At 58.6% G+C, this 16,119-nt stretch carries 16 protein-coding genes; 11 read left to right on the top strand and 5 right to left on the bottom strand.

What is annotated here, in order from left to right; all coding sequences use genetic code 11:
• Positions 1–28 precede the first annotated feature (28 nt).
• From Q0955_RS07690 to Q0955_RS07675, 4 genes are all read left to right on the top strand, one after another.
• On the top strand, positions 29–1,288 hold the full coding sequence (locus Q0955_RS07690) for an imelysin family protein (protein WP_299422606.1): 1,260 nt from the start codon (positions 29–31) through the stop codon (positions 1,286–1,288).
• A 76-nt stretch (positions 1,289–1,364) separates the two neighbouring features.
• Positions 1,365–2,876 carry a di-heme oxidoredictase family protein gene (locus Q0955_RS07685; RefSeq protein WP_299422603.1) on the top strand — a complete coding sequence of 504 codons (1,512 nt, stop codon included), beginning with the start codon at positions 1,365–1,367 and terminating at the stop codon, positions 2,874–2,876.
• Between the two features lie 2 nt (positions 2,877–2,878).
• Entirely contained in the window at positions 2,879–3,895 is a 1,017-nt protein-coding gene (locus tag Q0955_RS07680) for an imelysin family protein (RefSeq protein ID WP_299422600.1), read from the top strand.
• Positions 3,895–4,971: a DUF1513 domain-containing protein gene (locus Q0955_RS07675; RefSeq protein WP_299422597.1), complete on the top strand. Its 1,077-nt coding sequence runs from the start codon at positions 3,895–3,897 to the stop codon at positions 4,969–4,971. The genes Q0955_RS07680 and Q0955_RS07675 overlap by 1 nt, the downstream gene beginning before the upstream one ends.
• 8 nt (positions 4,972–4,979) lie before the next feature.
• Here Q0955_RS07675 and Q0955_RS07670 read toward each other — a convergent pair whose 3' ends face one another.
• On the bottom strand, positions 4,980–5,738 hold the full coding sequence (locus tag Q0955_RS07670) for a hypothetical protein (RefSeq protein WP_299422594.1): 759 nt from the start codon (positions 5,736–5,738) through the stop codon (positions 4,980–4,982).
• A 145-nt stretch (positions 5,739–5,883) separates the two neighbouring features.
• Between Q0955_RS07670 and Q0955_RS07665 the strand changes: the two genes are divergently transcribed.
• From Q0955_RS07665 to Q0955_RS07635, 7 genes are all read left to right on the top strand, one after another.
• Positions 5,884–6,495: a ribonuclease D gene (locus tag Q0955_RS07665; RefSeq protein WP_299422591.1), complete on the top strand. Its 612-nt coding sequence runs from the start codon at positions 5,884–5,886 to the stop codon at positions 6,493–6,495.
• Positions 6,496–6,507: 12 nt separating this feature from the next.
• Positions 6,508–7,482: a KpsF/GutQ family sugar-phosphate isomerase gene (locus tag Q0955_RS07660; protein WP_299422588.1), complete on the top strand. Its 975-nt coding sequence runs from the start codon at positions 6,508–6,510 to the stop codon at positions 7,480–7,482.
• Positions 7,483–7,486: 4 nt separating this feature from the next.
• Positions 7,487–8,098, top strand: coding sequence for an LPS export ABC transporter periplasmic protein LptC (gene lptC, locus Q0955_RS07655; protein WP_299422586.1), 612 nt, complete (start codon positions 7,487–7,489; stop codon positions 8,096–8,098).
• A 4-nt stretch (positions 8,099–8,102) separates the two neighbouring features.
• Positions 8,103–8,585, top strand: a complete 483-nt coding sequence (lptA, locus tag Q0955_RS07650) for a lipopolysaccharide transport periplasmic protein LptA (RefSeq protein WP_299422583.1) — start codon at positions 8,103–8,105, stop codon at positions 8,583–8,585.
• A gap of 2 nt (positions 8,586–8,587) precedes the next feature.
• The gene (gene lptB / locus Q0955_RS07645) at positions 8,588–9,346 is read left to right on the top strand and encodes an LPS export ABC transporter ATP-binding protein (RefSeq protein WP_299422580.1); all 759 of its coding nucleotides are present in this window, start codon (positions 8,588–8,590) and stop codon (positions 9,344–9,346) included.
• A gap of 230 nt (positions 9,347–9,576) precedes the next feature.
• Positions 9,577–10,143: a ribosome-associated translation inhibitor RaiA gene (gene raiA, locus Q0955_RS07640; protein ID WP_299422577.1), complete on the top strand. Its 567-nt coding sequence runs from the start codon at positions 9,577–9,579 to the stop codon at positions 10,141–10,143.
• A 42-nt stretch (positions 10,144–10,185) separates the two neighbouring features.
• The gene (locus Q0955_RS07635) at positions 10,186–10,650 is read left to right on the top strand and encodes a PTS sugar transporter subunit IIA (RefSeq protein ID WP_299422574.1); all 465 of its coding nucleotides are present in this window, start codon (positions 10,186–10,188) and stop codon (positions 10,648–10,650) included.
• A 59-nt stretch (positions 10,651–10,709) separates the two neighbouring features.
• Here Q0955_RS07635 and Q0955_RS07630 read toward each other — a convergent pair whose 3' ends face one another.
• The 4 genes from Q0955_RS07630 to Q0955_RS07615 are packed head-to-tail and all read right to left on the bottom strand — an operon-like array spanning position 10,710 to position 16,101.
• Positions 10,710–12,134 (bottom strand): sulfotransferase family 2 domain-containing protein, encoded by a 1,425-nt coding sequence (locus Q0955_RS07630; protein ID WP_299422572.1) that lies wholly within the window; start codon positions 12,132–12,134, stop codon positions 10,710–10,712.
• A 5-nt stretch (positions 12,135–12,139) separates the two neighbouring features.
• A complete protein-coding gene (locus Q0955_RS07625; protein ID WP_299422569.1) occupies positions 12,140–13,837 on the bottom strand; it encodes a beta-1,6-N-acetylglucosaminyltransferase in 1,698 nt (565 codons plus the stop codon).
• A complete protein-coding gene (locus Q0955_RS07620; protein WP_299422566.1) occupies positions 13,834–14,844 on the bottom strand; it encodes a glycosyltransferase family 2 protein in 1,011 nt (336 codons plus the stop codon). The genes Q0955_RS07625 and Q0955_RS07620 overlap by 4 nt, the downstream gene beginning before the upstream one ends.
• A 48-nt stretch (positions 14,845–14,892) precedes the next feature.
• Complete coding sequence (locus Q0955_RS07615; RefSeq protein WP_299422563.1) at positions 14,893–16,101, bottom strand: glycosyltransferase family 1 protein; 1,209 nt, start codon at positions 16,099–16,101, stop codon at positions 14,893–14,895.
• Between the last annotated feature and the right edge of the window lie 18 nt (positions 16,102–16,119).

Raw genomic sequence — 16,119 nt, 5'->3', positions numbered from 1 at the left:
CCGCAATTCTCAACAGGGACCGGATTCCATGACTCGTACATTTTTGACCACTTCTGCGGCTGTGCTCGCACTGACCGCCCCGGCTTTCGCCGCCAACAAAGCGGACGTCGTTGCCAACTACGCAGACATCGCCGCCGCCAAATACGAAGACAGCCTGATCACCGCCAAAACACTGCAAGCGGCTGTGAACGCGCTGATCGAAAACCCATCCGCCGAAGCGCTGCACAACGCCCAAGGCGCATGGTTGGCCTCCCGCGTGCCGTACCAGCAGACCGAAGTTTACCGCTTTGGCAACGCCGCTGTGGATGACTGGGAAGGCAAAGTGAACGCTTGGCCACTGGACGAAGGTCTGATCGACTATGTAGACGCTGCCTACGGTGGCCCATCAGACGAGAACCCGCTAGCCGCGCTGAACGTGATCGCCAACGCGTCTTTCGAAATCTCCGGCGAAACCATTGACGCCGCAGAAATCACCCCAGCCCTGCTGGAAAGCCTGCACGAAGCTGACGGCGTAGAAGCCAACGTTGCCACCGGCTACCATGCCATCGAATTCCTGCTCTGGGGCCAGGACATGAACGGCCACAACCACGGCGCGGGTGACCGCCCTTGGACCGACTTCGCAGCGGGCGACGCCTGCACCGGCGACAACTGTGACCGTCGCGGCGCCTACCTGAAAGCCGCAACCGACCTGCTGGTCTCCGATCTGGAATTCATGGCCGCTCAGTGGTCCACAGACGGCGAAGCCCGGGCAACAGTTACCGGCAACGCGGACGCTGGCATCGTGGCCATCCTAACCGGCATGGGCTCCCTGTCCTACGGCGAGCAAGCTGGTGAGCGTATGCGCCTTGGCCTGCTGCTGAACGATCCAGAAGAAGAGCACGACTGCTTCTCCGACAACACCCACAACAGCCACTACTACGACGGCCTGGGCATCCAGAACGTCTACCTTGGTGAATACGTGCGTGTAGATGGCTCCTTGGTGTCTGGCCCATCCGTGTCTGATCTCGTGGCAGAAGTGAACGCCGATCTGGACGCAGAGCTGCAATCCAAGCTCTCCACCACCATGATGTCGCTGGGCCGCATCAAAACCGCCGCCGAGGCAGGTTTCTCCTACGACCAAATGCTGGAACGCGGCAACGCAGCTGGCGAAGCACTGGTCATGGGGGGCGTGGACGGTCTGGTGGATCAGACCAAATCCATCGAAGCCGCTGTGACGGCGCTTGGCTTGGACAACCTGGCGTTTGAAGGCTCCGACAGCCTCGACAACCCAGACGCTGTGTTCCACTAATACCAACGTCACCGACGTAAGACATGTGAGGGGCGGCCATCCCGCCGCCCCTTTTTTACTTTCCAAGGCCCCGCCAATGCGACTTTCCTCCGCCACGGTCTTCTGCACACTCTTTGCCAGCACGTCAGCCCACGCACTGGATGACCGCCACCTCAACGTCGTGCCCCGCACCGACGACGAGGTCCAGCGCATCCAAAGCGTCACCGCCGCCCCCACCGATTTTTCCAAACCGCATAGGTTTGAATCCCGCCCTGCTGGCGCCGCCACGGTCCCGGCTCGCACCGATGCCTTTGCTTTCAAACAACCCTCAGCCAATCTCAGCAAAGAAGATGGCCTCACCTTCCGCATGGGTGAAGCGATGTTTGACAAACTCTGGGTCTCCTCCCCCAGCTCCACCCTGGCCTCCGACGGCCTCGGCCCGCTGTACAACGCGCGCAACTGCCTTGGCTGCCACCAACGTGCCGGACGCGGCCACGCACCGGACAGCCCTGAGGATGACGCGCTATCGCTGGCGATCAAGCTGGCCATCCCCGGCCAACAAGGGGACCAAATTCACCAAATCGAAGATTTCCTCGCAACACGTCCTGAGCCGACCTACGGCAGCCAAATCCAGGATTTCAGCCTGCCCGGCCACCCCGCCGAAGCTCGCATTGAAGTCACCTTCGAAGACTTCGACGTCGTGTTGTCCGGCGGCGAGACCGCGACACTGCGACGCCCATCTTATGCCCTGCAAGACCTCGGCTATGGAACGCTACACGCGGACGTGATGCTCAGCCCCCGCGTTGCGCCGCAAATGATCGGCCTCGGCCTTCTAGATGCCATCCCCGCTGATGACATCCTTGCAAACGCCGATCCCGACGACGCAAACGGCGATGGCATCTCCGGGCGCCCCAACATCACATGGTCGGTTGAATACCAACGCCCCATGCTGGGCCGCTTTGGCCTCAAGGCGGGTGCCCCCACCCTGCGCCAACAATCCGCCGCGGCCTTTGCGGCAGATATCGGTATCTCCACTCCCCTGTTTGAAGCGGGCCACGGCGACTGCACCACCGCGCAGGTCGACTGCATTAACAGCCCCCATGGCGACGGTGATGTGCGGGTGTTTGAGGTTGATGAGATCGGCCTCGACCTAGTGACCTTCTACAGCGCCAACCTCGCCGTACCCGCCCGCCGCGACGTGGATGATCCAGAAGTGTTGCGCGGCAAAAAAGTCTTTCACACCACCGGCTGCGCCTCCTGCCACACGCCGTCCTTTGTGACCCACCGGCTCCAAGACCAGCCCGCCCAAAGCTTTCAGCTGATCTGGCCCTACACCGATATGCTGTTGCACGACATGGGACCGGATCTGGCTGACAACCGCCCCGAAGGGCGCGCGACGGGACAAGAGTGGCGCACACCACCGCTCTGGGGCATTGGCCTCACCGGTCAGGTGTCCGGCCACACGCAATTGCTGCACGACGGCCGCGCCCGCAATATCCTCGAAGCCATCCTCTGGCATGGCGGCGAAGCGCAGCCTATGAGAGACACCGTGATCACCATGCCACCCGAAGACCGTGCCACCCTCATCCGATTTATCGAAAGCCTCTGACCATGCGCCTGCTTGCCCTGACCACCTCCCTCCTGCTTGCGCATCCCGCCTGGGCGCTGGATCCCGCTGCGCTGGTGGACACAGCAATCGACAACCACATCTTACCCGGCTTCACCGCCTTGTCAGAGGCCACCGGCGCGCTCAAAAACACCGCAGCAGAAGACTGCGCCAACAACTCCGCCGCCCTGCGCGCCGCCTATCACGAGGGCTTTAACGCTTGGATGGCCGTCAGCCACCTGCGCTTTGGCCCCACCGAAGAGGAAGAGCGGGCTTTCTCCCTCGCCTTCTGGCCTGACACCAAGGGCTTTACCCCCAAAGCGCTCTCCAAACTCATCTCCACCGAAGACCCCGCCGTATTGGACGCGGAGGCTTTTGCGGAGGTCTCTATCGCCGCGCATGGCTTTTTTGCTCTGGAGTTCCTGCTCTATGATGAGCGCATCCAAACCCTCGGAAGTGACGCCTATCGCTGCACGCTGATCCAAGCCGTCACCAAAGACATTGACCGCAATGCCAATGCCATTCTGGCGGATTGGCAAAACGGCTACGCCGATCTCATGCGCACCCCGTCAAAAGAGGGCCGTTACACCACTGATCTCGCGGCTGTGGCCGAGCTGTTCAAAACGCTCGACACCGGCCTGCAATTTAACGAAGAGGCCCGCCTCGGGCGCCCGCTAGGCACCTTTGACAAACCCCGCCCCCTGCGCGCCGAAGCTCGCAGATCGGAACGCAGCCTGCAAAACATCACAGTGTCTCTCGCCTCTTTGGAGCAACTTGCGCATATCCTCGCCACACAAACACCGACCCCGGCCAAATCGCTCAACGGCGCATTTTCTCTGGCCTTGGGACACGCAACAGAGTTGGAAGATGACCCAGCCTTTGCCGGCGTTGCCAACATTCAGGGCCGCCTGCGTGTCGAAATCCTACAGCAATACATCGGCAACATCCGCAGCTTTGTCCTGTTAGAACTTGGCCCAGCCCTCGATGTCACCGCTGGCTTCAACGCGCTGGACGGCGACTGATGGTCACCCGCCGCCGCATGCTCGCAGGCCTCGCCGCCACAAGCCTTCTGCCCAGCGCGGGCTGGAGCAGCGTCGGCACACCCGACTACCTCTCCGCCGCCCGCGCGCCCAACGGCAGCTACCTGCTCGCAGGCCTCACCACGACCGGTGAGATCACCTTCACCATCCCGTTGCCCGCCCGCGGCCACGCAGCCGCTGCACACCCAGAACGGGCTGAGGCGGTTGCTTTCGCCCGCCGTCCCGGCAGCTTTGCTTTGGTGATGGACTGCCGCGACGGTACAGTCCTGACAACGCTCACCACCCCGGAAGGCCGCCACTTCTACGGCCACGGCGCGTTTTCCACTGACGGCAGCACGCTCTTCACGTCCGAGAATGACTTTGAAGCGGGGGAAGGCATCATCGGCCTCTGGGATGTCACCCAAAACTACACCCGTATCGGGGAATTCTCTTCCGGCGGCGTCGGCCCGCATGATCTCAAAATCATGCCAGACGGCCAATCACTTGTCGTTGCCAACGGCGGCATCGAGACCCACCCCGACATGGGCCGCAGCAAGCTCAACATCCCGGTGATGCAACCTAATCTCAGCTATGTTAGCTTGGCGGGAGAAGTCCTGGAACAGGTCGAACTGCCCGCCGCGCTGCACAAAAACTCAATCCGTCATTTGGCTGTGCGCACTGACGGGCTCGTTGCCTTCGCCATGCAATGGCAAGGCAGCAAATCCGTCGCTCCACCCCTGCTTGGCCTGCACCGACGCGGCACTGAGGCGGAACTCCTCACCGCGCCCCCGACAGCACAGCAACAACTGCAAGGCTACGCCGGCAGCGTGGCCCTCTCAAACGACGGTCGCCTCGTCGCCATCACCTCGCCGCGCGGTAATGTCCTGCATGTCTTTGACACCGAGACTGCCCAGCCCAGCGCGATCCTTTCGGCAAAAGATGTCTGTGGCATTGGCCCGGCATCAGACGGGTTTCTCTTCACCACCGGCACGGGCATCATCGGCACACTGCAAAGCGACACCGCGCAGCACGCCTTGCAGTGGGACAATCACCTGATCGCGATTACACCGCAAACCTAGGTCACATCTCAGACCAGCGGTTTGTTCTCGGACAGAAACAGATCCATCACCACCGGAATCGCCTTGAACTCCAAGGCCCGCCCCTCCGGCCGCTTCTGCAACGGTTTGGTCACCCATTCTGTCCACCGCAACCAGCGACACCAACGCTGCGCCAAAGGCCAAATCGCCGGATCCGCAGCACCGCGATAAGCCTCCACAGCCTCCCGCAAACTGCCCCGCATCTGTGGCGAATGTGCCGCCACATTAAACGCAAACACCACCAAATCCCGCGCCTGCCCGACCGGCGTGTTGTTGGCATGCTTGTAACGCTCAAAATCCAAAAGCAGCATCTGCCCGTCCACATGACACATGTCTTTAGGACTGGGCCGCCCATGGGCAAACCCCAACTTATGGAAACCAGCCAACATCTCACTGGCGTCCAAAAGCATCTGATCCCGCCTTGCCGCGTCCGTTTCATGGTTCAGCAAGTGACGCAAATCGCGGCCACAATCCGGCAACACCAAAAAATCAGCCCCTTCAGCCATCAATCTCGGCACTGGCGCGTTTGCTGCGTTCATCTCCTGATACGCGAGCCGCTCCCGCTCAAACGCTTTGCGCGGATCACCTTTCTGCAAGCGGTAGCGCAGCTCCAGTTGCTCCACCCGCTTGATCCAGAACACCTGCCCTTCAATCTCGATCCGCTGCACACGCGGCCCATCTTTACGCGCTTCGGTCTCAAGCGTCGCACGCAGCGCATCACTCACGGTTTGGGGGGCTTTGTTATCCATGGCCGATACTTAGGATGTCGCGCCTGCGCCGTAAAGCCACGCGGCCCAAGCAACCCCATGCCACATTAACAACAATCCCGTGCGAAACATTGAAACACGCCACACAAAGCCGTAAGTGCTTGTCATCAGAGACATAGAGGCACCCATGGCAAATTTCCTGTATCAAAACGACCTGCCTGACGACCTGGACCTTGGTCCGGTTGTCGCGATTGACTGCGAAACCATGGGGCTGAACCCCCACCGCGACCGGTTGTGTGTTGTGCAAATGTCTGGTGGCGACGGCAACGCGCACCTCGTACAGGTGGCAAAAGGCCAAACCGAGGCGCCCAATCTTTGCAAAATGCTCGAAGACCCAAATGTGTTGAAACTCTTCCACTTTGGCCGTTTTGACATTGCTGCAATGTATCACGCCTTTGGCGCCCTCACTGCGCCGGTCTACTGCACCAAAATTGCCTCCAAACTGGTGCGCACGTACACTGATCGCCACGGCCTGAAAAACCTGCTGCAGGAATTGCTGAGCGTCGACGTCTCCAAACAGCAGCAAATGAGCGATTGGGGCGCAAAAACCCTGACCGAGGCACAGCTCGACTACGCTGCTTCCGACGTGCTCTATCTGCATGGCCTACGCGAGAAGCTGAACGAACGCCTTGCCCGCGAAGGCCGGACCGAAGTGGCGCAGGCCTGCTTTGATTTCCTGCCCACCCGCGCCAAACTTGATCTGGCCGGCTGGCCGGAACAGGACATCTTTTCGCACTAACGGAGCCGCCCCATGACGGATGCCGACAAGCAGACATTTCTGGACACCGCCCGCCGCGTGATCTCCATTGAGACCGCCGCCCTAACGGCCTTGGGCGAGGGGCTGGGCGTGGAGTTTGGCGAGGCGGTTGCGCTGCTTTTGTCCGCCAAAGGCCGGGTGATCATCTCCGGCATGGGCAAATCCGGCCACATCGCCCGCAAAATTGCCGCCACCTTTGCCTCCACCGGCACCCCGGCGCATTTTGTGCATCCCGCGGAAGCCAGCCACGGTGACCTTGGCATGATGGCGCAGGGCGACGTTGCACTGGTGCTCTCCAACTCCGGCGAAACTCCGGAGCTGGCCGATCTCGTGGCCTATACACGTCGCTTCAACATCCCGCTGATTGGCGTCGCCAGCCGCGCGGAAAGCACCTTGATCAAACAAAGCGACGTGGGTCTGATCCTGCCCAAAGCCGAAGAAGCCTGCGGCACTGGTGTGGTGCCCACCACAACCACCACCATGACGCTCGCGCTTGGCGATGCCCTTGCTGTGGCGCTCATGGAACACCGCCGGTTCACGCCGGAAAACTTCCGCGAGTTCCATCCGGGCGGCAAACTGGGAGCGCAGCTTTCCCGCGTGCGCGATTTGATGCATGTTGGCGAAGCACTGCCCCTGATCAACGCACAAACCCCGATGAGCGACGCGTTGCTGGAAATCAGCCAAAAAGGCTTTGGCGTTGTTGGCGTCACCAATGACAGCGGCGCGCTCCTCGGCATTGTCACCGACGGGGACTTGCGCCGCCACATGGACGGCCTGCTGGACCGAACCGCCATCGAGGTCATGACCGCCGATCCGCAAACCATCGCGCCGGGCGCCTTGGCCGAAGAGGCGGTAGCAATCATGAACCAACGCAAGATCACCTGTCTGTTTGTGATTGACCCCAATGGCGCAGGCACCCCCGAGGGCCTCTTGCACATCCACGACTGCCTGCGCGCTGGGCTCGGCTAAACCGGTGGTACGCCGGCTCACATATTCCAACTTGGTGGCCTGGCTGAAGGTGCTTCTGCCCCTGACCGCGCTTGGCATCCTGTCAACGCTGTTTCTGATTTCCCACGAAGTGGATCTGGAAAGCGCGATCCCCTTTGCAGACGTGGAACTTGAAAAACGCCTGCGCGATCGTCAAATCACCGCACCGTATATCTCCGGAAAAACCAACGACGGCCATCACATCACGCTGACCTCCGCCACCGCGCACCCGGATATCGACGACCCGTCCCGCATCATCGCTGATCAAGTTGGCGCCTTGATCAGCACCACAGAGGGCACCGAAATCACCGTGCGCGCTGAAGCCGGAGAAATGAGCAGCACGTTCAACGAAGTCGAGCTGGCTGGGGAGGTCGAAGTGGTCACCTCCGCGGGCTACACCATCACCACCGACAGCATGTTGTTTGGCCTGGAAGACGCCCGCGCCGAAACCGCCGGCAGCATCACCGCAGAAAGTGCCTTGGGCACACTTGAGGCAGGCCGCATGGCTCTGCGCCCCTCTGGGGAAAACAATGAAATTTATTTGTTTTTCACAAAAGGTGTGCGACTGGTATACACGCCCCAAAATGAGACGAGGTGACCCTGTGAAATTGATCCGTGCTTTGGCAATCTCCCTTCTGGCGGTGACTCCCGTCGCAGGGATGGCACAGGGGTTTCAGGTTGGCTTTGGCCAGATGCAACAGGACACCGGCCTGCCCGTGGAAGTCACGGCAGAGGCCCTTTCTGTAAACCAATCAGATGGCAGCGCTGTTTTTGAAGGCAAAGTGGACGTGTCCCAGGGCGACATGCGTATGACGGCCGACAAGGTCAATGTGCACTACAATCAGGATACCCAGGCCATTGCGCGCCTTGTGGCCGAAGGCAATGTGCTGCTGGTGCAGGGCCCCGATGCAGCAGAAGCCAATCAAGCGATCTACAGCATCGACGATGGCACCGTAGAGATGACCGGCAACGTCACTGTGGTGCAGTCCAAAACCACGATCACCGCTGATAAAATGCGCCTCAATCTCACCGACAACACCGCGCAGATGACCGGCAACGTTAAAACAGTTCTGAAGTCTCAGTAACCATGGCCAAACCCGATCTCTCCGTCACCCAAGGCAGCTCTGGCTTGCAAGTGCAAAGCCTGCGCAAGGCGTATCGCAAACGTGTTGTGATCCGTGATTTTTCGATGGAGTTGAACCGTGGCGAGGTTGTGGCCTTGCTTGGCCCCAACGGCTCCGGCAAAACCACCACCTTCTACGCTGTGGCCGGTCTTCTGGTGCCGGAAGGGGGGCGCGTCTCCATCGATGGGCGCGACGTGACCACCCTGCCCATGTATCGCCGCGCCAAACTTGGCATTGGCTACCTGCCGCAGGAAATGTCGATTTTTCGGGGTCTCTCTGTAGAAGACAACATCACCGCAATCCTCGACATCACGCACAAAGACCGCCACAAGCGCCGCGAGCGCCTCGAGGAACTGCTCAGCGAGTTCTCCATCGAGCACCTGCGCCGAGCACCTGCGCTGGCCCTGTCTGGTGGCGAACGCCGTCGCGTGGAAATTGCCCGCTGCCTCGCAGCGGATCCAAAATACTTGTTGCTCGACGAGCCGTTTGCCGGTGTGGACCCTATCTCTGTCGGGGACATCCGCCATCTGGTGGCCGACCTCAAAAAACGGGGCATCGGTGTATTGATCACCGACCACAATGTACGTGAGACTCTTGAGATTGTGGACCGCGCCTACATCCTGCACGACGGCAAGGTGCTTATGTCCGGCACGCCGGACGAGGTGGTCGAAAACGAAAACGTGCGCCGTGTCTACTTGGGCGAGAACTTCCGTATCTCCTGACCCTCTCGCGGAAATCCGCATAATCTTGCGCTCGATCATTGACTCTTTCCCGTCGGCCTACTCAAATGGATTCATGACATTTGATCGACCCCCCGCAGTGACCGTGGTGGCCTTCGTAAAAAGGCCTGGTCTTTCGCAAGGGTTGGCAATGTCGATTTCCAGCATTCGGACCTAACTGATAACGGGCAGCTCAAGCCCGTGGTCCGACATGTCATCGAAAAGGAGACAGGATGCGCTATCAGATTACCGGAAAACACATCGACGTTGGTGATGCTCTGCAAACTCACGTGAAAACGGAGTTGGGCAGCGTGCTCGAGAAATATGCGGGCCGACCCACCGACGCGACGATCACGTTCTCCAAACACGCGCACGAATATGTCTGCGAGGCCACTGTGCATCTGTCCACTGGACTGACCGCACAGGCCAAAGCACATGAAACTGAAATCTACGCCGCTTTTGACAGTTGTGCGGAAAAAATGGACAAACAACTGCGTCGGTACAAGCGCCGACTGAAGGATCACCACAAGGAACGTCAGGACCCGGTTGAACTTTTCGGCGCTTCCTCGTATATCCTCGCGCCTGAAGCTGAAGAACATGAAGCCGAGCCTGAGCTGCAGCCAGTCATCGTCGCAGAGATGGAAACCAAGATCCCATCCTTGAGCGTTGGCGAAGCCGTAATGCAGATGGAACTTGCGGGATCGCCGGTGCTGGTCTTCAAGAACGAAGGTAAAGACGGATTGAACGTGGTCTATCGCCGTGAGGACGGCAATATTGGCTGGATCGATCCGCAAGCATAAGTGAGTAAGCGCATCAAAGCGCGCTCCGGAGATACAGGCCCTATGGACCTTTCTACGATCCTCAAGCCTGAGGCGGTACGTGTTGTCACAGCCGCCTCAAGCAAAAAGCGTTTGTTGCAAGAATTTGGCGACCTCGCGGAGTCGGCCTACGGGCTGACAGCGCCGGCTGTTGTCGAAGCTCTCATTGAACGCGAAACTCTTGGCCCCACTGGCGTGGGTCACGGGGTTGCCCTGCCGCACGCCCGTTTCGAAGGGCTACAAAGCGTTGTCGGCGCCTTTATCCTTTTGGAAAAGCCGGTTGATTTCAACGCGGTGGACCGCCAGCCCATCGACATCGCCTTTGCGCTGTTTGCGCCGGAAGAAGCAGGCGTTGAACATCTGAAAGCTCTGGCAAAGGTCTCTCGGCACCTGCGTGAGGCCTCGATCTGCGCCAAGCTGCGCGCCAATCCGGACGCAACAACGTTGTTCACGATCCTAACGGAAAGCGACAATGTCCAGGCTGCCTAAGCCAGCCCAAAAATCGAGAGTTTACCACGCGCCGCAGCCCTGCTGACGGCGCGTTTTTTTTACTTCCAGCTCTCAAACCCAAACGCAATATAGTCGCGCTTGTAGATGTCCTTACAGAGCTTCTCGATCTCTGCGTCATAAATCTCTTCGAGCGACACCGGATGCCCGGGGTCAACAACTTCAGGATCAGGCGCGTCCACGCGCCCAACCTGCATCGCCAGCGCCGGCAAATAGCTCATCATCTCGTCTTCACGCACAATCATATCTGGCAAGGCCAAGTCACCGAATCCCTGCATGGCCGTGGCCTGGCTCACCCAATGCGCATCCTGCCTCAGGCTGGTTTGCCCCGCCAGATTCGCCTTTACGAACCCTAGGAACGCCACAAATCCGGCGCGGTGCTCCTCTGCAGTATACCCCGCGCCTGGTGGGTCTTTTGGCAAAGGCATCTTGTAGACACGCCGCAGCGTTTTTCGGATCTGCTTATAAACGCCCTGATCGGCCGCTAGAATGCACTCACAAAACGCCGCATGAACCCGCGCCACCGGATGGCGAACCACCGTAAAGCTTCGGTGCCCTTTGTGGGTTTTCTTCCACTGACGCAGGCTTTTCTGACTAAAATTTCGGATCAATCCATCGTCCGCAACCCGGTCCAGTTGAGCCATCCATTGCGTCACTGTCGCCTGTGGTCCAGACCGCATCGGCAGGTACAACAATGGCGCCGCTGCACAGGCCACATAGCTTGGCACCGTCGCCCCGCGTCGCGGTTCAAAGTTCGGCGTGCGATTGAGGTTGAACCTGTCCAAATCAGCCAGCGCCAGCGTCACTTCGCCAAAATTGGACACTTTTTCCGACAATGGGCTTGGGTTCTGCCGCTTGAGCTTCTGATTGAGCGCTTCAAGCTCTTCCTCATGCCCTAGGAAGCGCGCCAGACCATTCATCACCTGAATGTCCTGTAAGTCCTCATAGGCCACATAAAACGCCGTCTGTCCGCTCAATTGCAGCGCCCGCATCAACGACACCTGAAAGTCCTGCAGCTCTTCCACATGGCGTCGGAATTCAAGCCCGTCAAATTTGACTGTGCTGTCACGCCGGCGACGCACGTCGGTCAATTTCCACTGGCCGGTTTCCTGGGCAATTTTCCAACTCACGTAGCTGTCCAAAGGGTTGCGCGTCAGCACAATCTTGGCACAGCGCGGATCCTCCAACATCGTATTGAGGACACGGGGTTCATGATCGTGGAAATATCGAAACCCAGACAACACCTCATTCGATTTCACAGCATCAATCATGACCTGCGGATCATCGGTCCGTTGCTCAAGCGTCACCCCAAGGCTGTCATCCTTGTTGGGGTACCCAATAAAGTGAGGATTGAACACTTCGCCCAAACAACTCAGCCCCTCAAACTCATTGATATTGGCTTCAAGAAAGTTGGATCCGGTCCGCATTTCGGCAAAGACCACAAAGTAATCAAAGGGGCTGGTCATAATATTTACTGCACCAAATAGGGTTTCCGTGGCGGCTTCTTCTGATCCGCCTCACCTTGAGATACTGGGAAATCTCCCATCAGGTAAGGGTGCATGCCTTGGTTTTTCAGGTTTTGCAGGAACTGACCAAAACCGGTCAAATCCGTCATTGTCGGCGCCTCAGCTAAGCGGCGGGCCTTTTCCGGGCCAATCTCGTCAATAATGGTCTGCAACGGCTCCATGGGGGCTTCGATGAACTCTGCCAAAGTCCAAATACGCACCCGCGCCTTGGCATAGGGGCTGCGCAACGCAAACAACTGGTCATTTTCCAGTTTCTGAAGCCGCGCGGCCTCTTTGCGAATATCCGCAAAGTTCAGGTTCGACTTGAACAACGGGATCGCCCACGCACCGCTGATCACCGACACCTGCGCGTTGGGGTCTTTGGCAAAGAACCACACCGGTGCCCCTTCGTCACGCGGCCCCACCTGAAAACACTGGCGCTCACCACGTGTGTTCCAGATCAAGCTGGTCAAAAAGGCAATCGAGTTGTAATCGCGGTTTTTTGGCGCGTCACTCAACGCCCCATTGATCACTTTCTGCCCCCCATCAAACTCAGCACCTTCTGGCGCAAACAAATGCCCATGCACCCGTGCACCTGTCGCGCGCGCCAACCACGGCTCAAAGTCCTCAAAAAGCTGCGTGAACCCCTGAAAAACGGAATATCGCCCAAAGGTCATGCCGTTTTCCCAACCTTCATTTGGAAACCGGCTTTGCATATAGAGGCCCGTGCGCCCTTTGGTCCGGCGCTCCACCGCTTTGGCAAAAATCCGGTCGATCTTGGCCGGATTGGGCTCGCTCATCTTGATCGCCCCCTCGGGGCTGCGCAAAAATCCGTTGTAAAGCTTGTTGGCACGTGGCCAGATCTTACGGGCCACAAAACAATCTGAGCGCCGCAAGAGCTGCAAATGATCGTCGTAAAAAATATGCGGCTTACCTTGGAAATCGAATTTCGAAAGCGTCAGAGACCGGCTTTCGATATTGCTCGAATACAGCCGTGACAGGGTTTGGAAATAGCTCTCATCCGGGATCCACACCCGCTTGAAATACTTGTCAAACGTGTCGCGATCCGGATCCTGCAAAATCGCAGATAACGTCTGGCGTGTCAGACACCACCACTGGCTGCCCATATGTGGCACAACCCCGTTTGGAATCTTGCGCTTCACCCGCAAAAACCGCTGAATATCCACCCATTTGTCAAACAGGAAGCGGTGCTTCTTCCAGGAAAACGGGAAGTGCAGCGTAAACCGTTCCGCATCCAAGCCGCCCACGGTCCAGGGCACATCCGCCGTGGTCGCACTCTCGATAAAATCCGTACGTGGCCGCGCCGCCAAATAGTCTTTGAGCTCCTGCACCGGCCGCAATGGCAAGCAGGATCCAGACGACAGGTAGATGTGGCGCACCTCCGGGAACTCTGCCAGCATGGTCTCCCCTGCGGCTTGGCTGGCCGCGACCAACCCCCAATTGCCCCACTCACATTTGTGCCGCTTGCAAAACCGCACATCCGGCACGTCTTCCAACGCTTTGACAAACTTCTTGTGGACCTTCGGCTTCACTGAGGCATCCACATGGATCACCACCGGACAGCCATATTTGGTCCAATGCCGCGCCACTTGCTCCGCCCGGTCAAACGCGGTGTGCACCAACATGAGAATGCCCACACTCATGCCCAGTTCCCCTTGGACATGAGCCCCAGAATCTCAAGCTGGCGCCAATTGATGTATTTCTCGCTCCATTTACACCACAACTCCGGCGCATCCCGCAGCCGCTCGGCATATGCCTTGTATTCCACACTGGCGGAGTAGTGCTGATTGCGCTCCAGCTCCTCTTCCGCCTTGGCGGTAAACGTATCAAGGAACTTCGCATGAAGCAGAAGGCCGGAAGCCTTCTCCCCGCCCCATTCGTCATAAACCTGGTTCAAACCACGCGGCAGCAGCATATGGGTCGAGCTGGCATAACAATAGCGCCGGTTCCATTTCACCAACGGAATTTTGTTTAGCGCAGGCGCCAATTCCGGTTCATTTGGAAAGAACACCCGCGACCGGGGCCCACCTTGAATCCAAAGGTTCCCGTACTGCGGGTTCTTGGTCATTGTGTAATTGCCCGCATCAAACCAGCAGGCAATCTCCATAGGGTCTTGCCCCGCCTGATACGGCTGCTCGGTGATTGGTCCACGCGGATACATATCCAGCAACATCGCGCTGAACGACTTGATCGAACTCGCATCCAGCCAATCGGTCAACGCCCGAATCGGACGCGTGTCACAGAACGGGTAGATAAAGAACTCATCGGGGTCCACGGTCAGGCACCAATGATTGTGCCCATAGCGAAACTGCAACCAGTTGAGCCAATCCACGCCAAATTTGGATTTCTTATAGCTCTTGCGGGTGTGCCAGACAGACACATCCGGCTGCTCCATCAGATACTCCAGCGAACCGTCATCGCTGTCGTTGTCCACAATGAGAAAGTGGTTGATACCCTTATTACGGTAGTAATCGAGAAAATACGGCAGCCGGACATGCTCGTTGCGCAGAGTGGAAAATGCCAACAAGTCCGACGACTTGATCTGCGCCGTGCGGTCCACCATGCTGCGCAATTCACGCCGCTTACGGATGGCGCGCGCAAGGCGATGCCGGCGTCTGATCCGAAGCCGATATGATTGCAGCGCGCTCACCCCTGTCTCAACCTTTCCTATTCTCTGAAGGTCCGACCACAGGATCTATCACGTGACCCTTAAGACCGTGTTGAAATGCCCCTCCCAGGTAGGGGGAGAAAAGCACGCTTCTGGTCCCGATCCGGACTCCTGTGCCACCGCCTGTGCTGTCGCCAGAGACCTGATTATTGTTTCCCATAGATAAACATCTGAAACGCTTGCGTAAATGGGATAATCCCCAAGAATTTCCCGTAAAACGGGGAGGGTATTTGCCACCACTGGCCGCCCCATCGCCGCTGCTTCCACCGGTGGTAGGCCAAACCCCTCCGCAAAACTTGGAAACAGAACCCCTGCCGCTCCGGTAACAAGATCACGCAACGCAGCGTCATCTAAATCGTTAAATTCCAACAGAAACCTGTCTCTCAACGGTGTTGATTCGAGACGCTCCAGAACGTCCCGACTTTCCCATCCACGACGCCCTGCAATCACCAGACGCGGGATATCCGATGCGGGCCACCGCTCAGCAAGGCCTTCCCAAAGATCCAACAAGAAGCCGATATTTTTGCGCGGCTCGATTGTGCCCACATGCAAGAAATAGGGCGCTTCAATCTTTGGATCGGCGTCATTGTTCTCGTTTTCGAAAAAATCGAGCTCCACCCCAAGGTGCGCAACCTCAACGGGAGGCACGGACCCCAAGGGCGACATATGGCGAGCAATGTCACTGCCCGACACATGTGAATTGGTCAGGATCAAATCCGCATAACTGGCACAGCGCTTCAAAATGGCCGCCAGCTTTTGGACAGATTGCGGCGTCTGATACTGCGGGTGGTCCAGCGGGATGGTGTCATGCAAAAAAACGGTGATCTTGCCGCCCTTAATGCTCTTCACCGCCTGTGCCACACGGGTTGTAAATGTGGTCTGATCGACATTGATGTAAACGCAGCCCTCGGGCAAATGCCGCCGTAGAATGCGCGCCAACACCCTCGGGCGCGCCCGCGCTATCGCCACCTGTCGCGCCAGCGTGTCCGGCACCCGCCGCGGACTGTCTGCACGGTGCCGCATCCGGGACACAAAATCCGGTGCCGGCCACCCCCGCCGCCCCTCAATGGCGTCCAGACAAACCTGCATGCCATCCCGATCCAGCAGCACATACCCCAGCCCGGTGCGCACCAAACCAAAGCACGGTACACCATCCGCCAAAAGCGCACGCAAATACGCCAGACACACTCGGTCCACGCCAGACGGCCGCCGCCCCGAAAGGGCCAGCACCCGTGTCATTTCCAGAAGTCGAGCGGG

The sequence above is a fragment of the uncultured Shimia sp. genome, assembly GCF_947493595.1.
Taxonomy (GTDB): Bacteria; Pseudomonadota; Alphaproteobacteria; order Rhodobacterales; family Rhodobacteraceae; genus Shimia.
Note: the sequence above shows the minus strand (reverse complement) of the source record. Positions and strands in the feature narration are given on the sequence as shown.

Bases quoted from the DNA above. Each gene is read 5' to 3' on its own strand.
- lptB (WP_299422580.1), top strand. From the start codon at position 8,588: ATGGCCAAACCCGATCTCTCCGTCACCCAAGGCAGCTCTGGCTTGCAA.
- raiA (WP_299422577.1), top strand. From the start codon at position 9,577: ATGCGCTATCAGATTACCGGAAAACACATCGACGTTGGTGATGCTCTG.
- Q0955_RS07665 (WP_299422591.1), top strand. From the start codon at position 5,884: ATGGCAAATTTCCTGTATCAAAACGACCTGCCTGACGACCTGGACCTT.
- Q0955_RS07690 (WP_299422606.1), top strand. From the start codon at position 29: ATGACTCGTACATTTTTGACCACTTCTGCGGCTGTGCTCGCACTGACC.
- Q0955_RS07630 (WP_299422572.1), bottom strand. From the start codon at position 12,134: ATGACCAGCCCCTTTGATTACTTTGTGGTCTTTGCCGAAATGCGGACC.
- Q0955_RS07635 (WP_299422574.1), top strand. From the start codon at position 10,186: ATGGACCTTTCTACGATCCTCAAGCCTGAGGCGGTACGTGTTGTCACA.
- Q0955_RS07670 (WP_299422594.1), bottom strand. From the start codon at position 5,738: ATGGATAACAAAGCCCCCCAAACCGTGAGTGATGCGCTGCGTGCGACG.
- Q0955_RS07625 (WP_299422569.1), bottom strand. From the start codon at position 13,837: ATGAGTGTGGGCATTCTCATGTTGGTGCACACCGCGTTTGACCGGGCG.
- Q0955_RS07685 (WP_299422603.1), top strand. From the start codon at position 1,365: ATGCGACTTTCCTCCGCCACGGTCTTCTGCACACTCTTTGCCAGCACG.
- Q0955_RS07675 (WP_299422597.1), top strand. From the start codon at position 3,895: ATGGTCACCCGCCGCCGCATGCTCGCAGGCCTCGCCGCCACAAGCCTT.
- Q0955_RS07660 (WP_299422588.1), top strand. From the start codon at position 6,508: ATGACGGATGCCGACAAGCAGACATTTCTGGACACCGCCCGCCGCGTG.
- Q0955_RS07680 (WP_299422600.1), top strand. From the start codon at position 2,879: ATGCGCCTGCTTGCCCTGACCACCTCCCTCCTGCTTGCGCATCCCGCC.
- Q0955_RS07615 (WP_299422563.1), bottom strand. From the start codon at position 16,101: ATGACACGGGTGCTGGCCCTTTCGGGGCGGCGGCCGTCTGGCGTGGAC.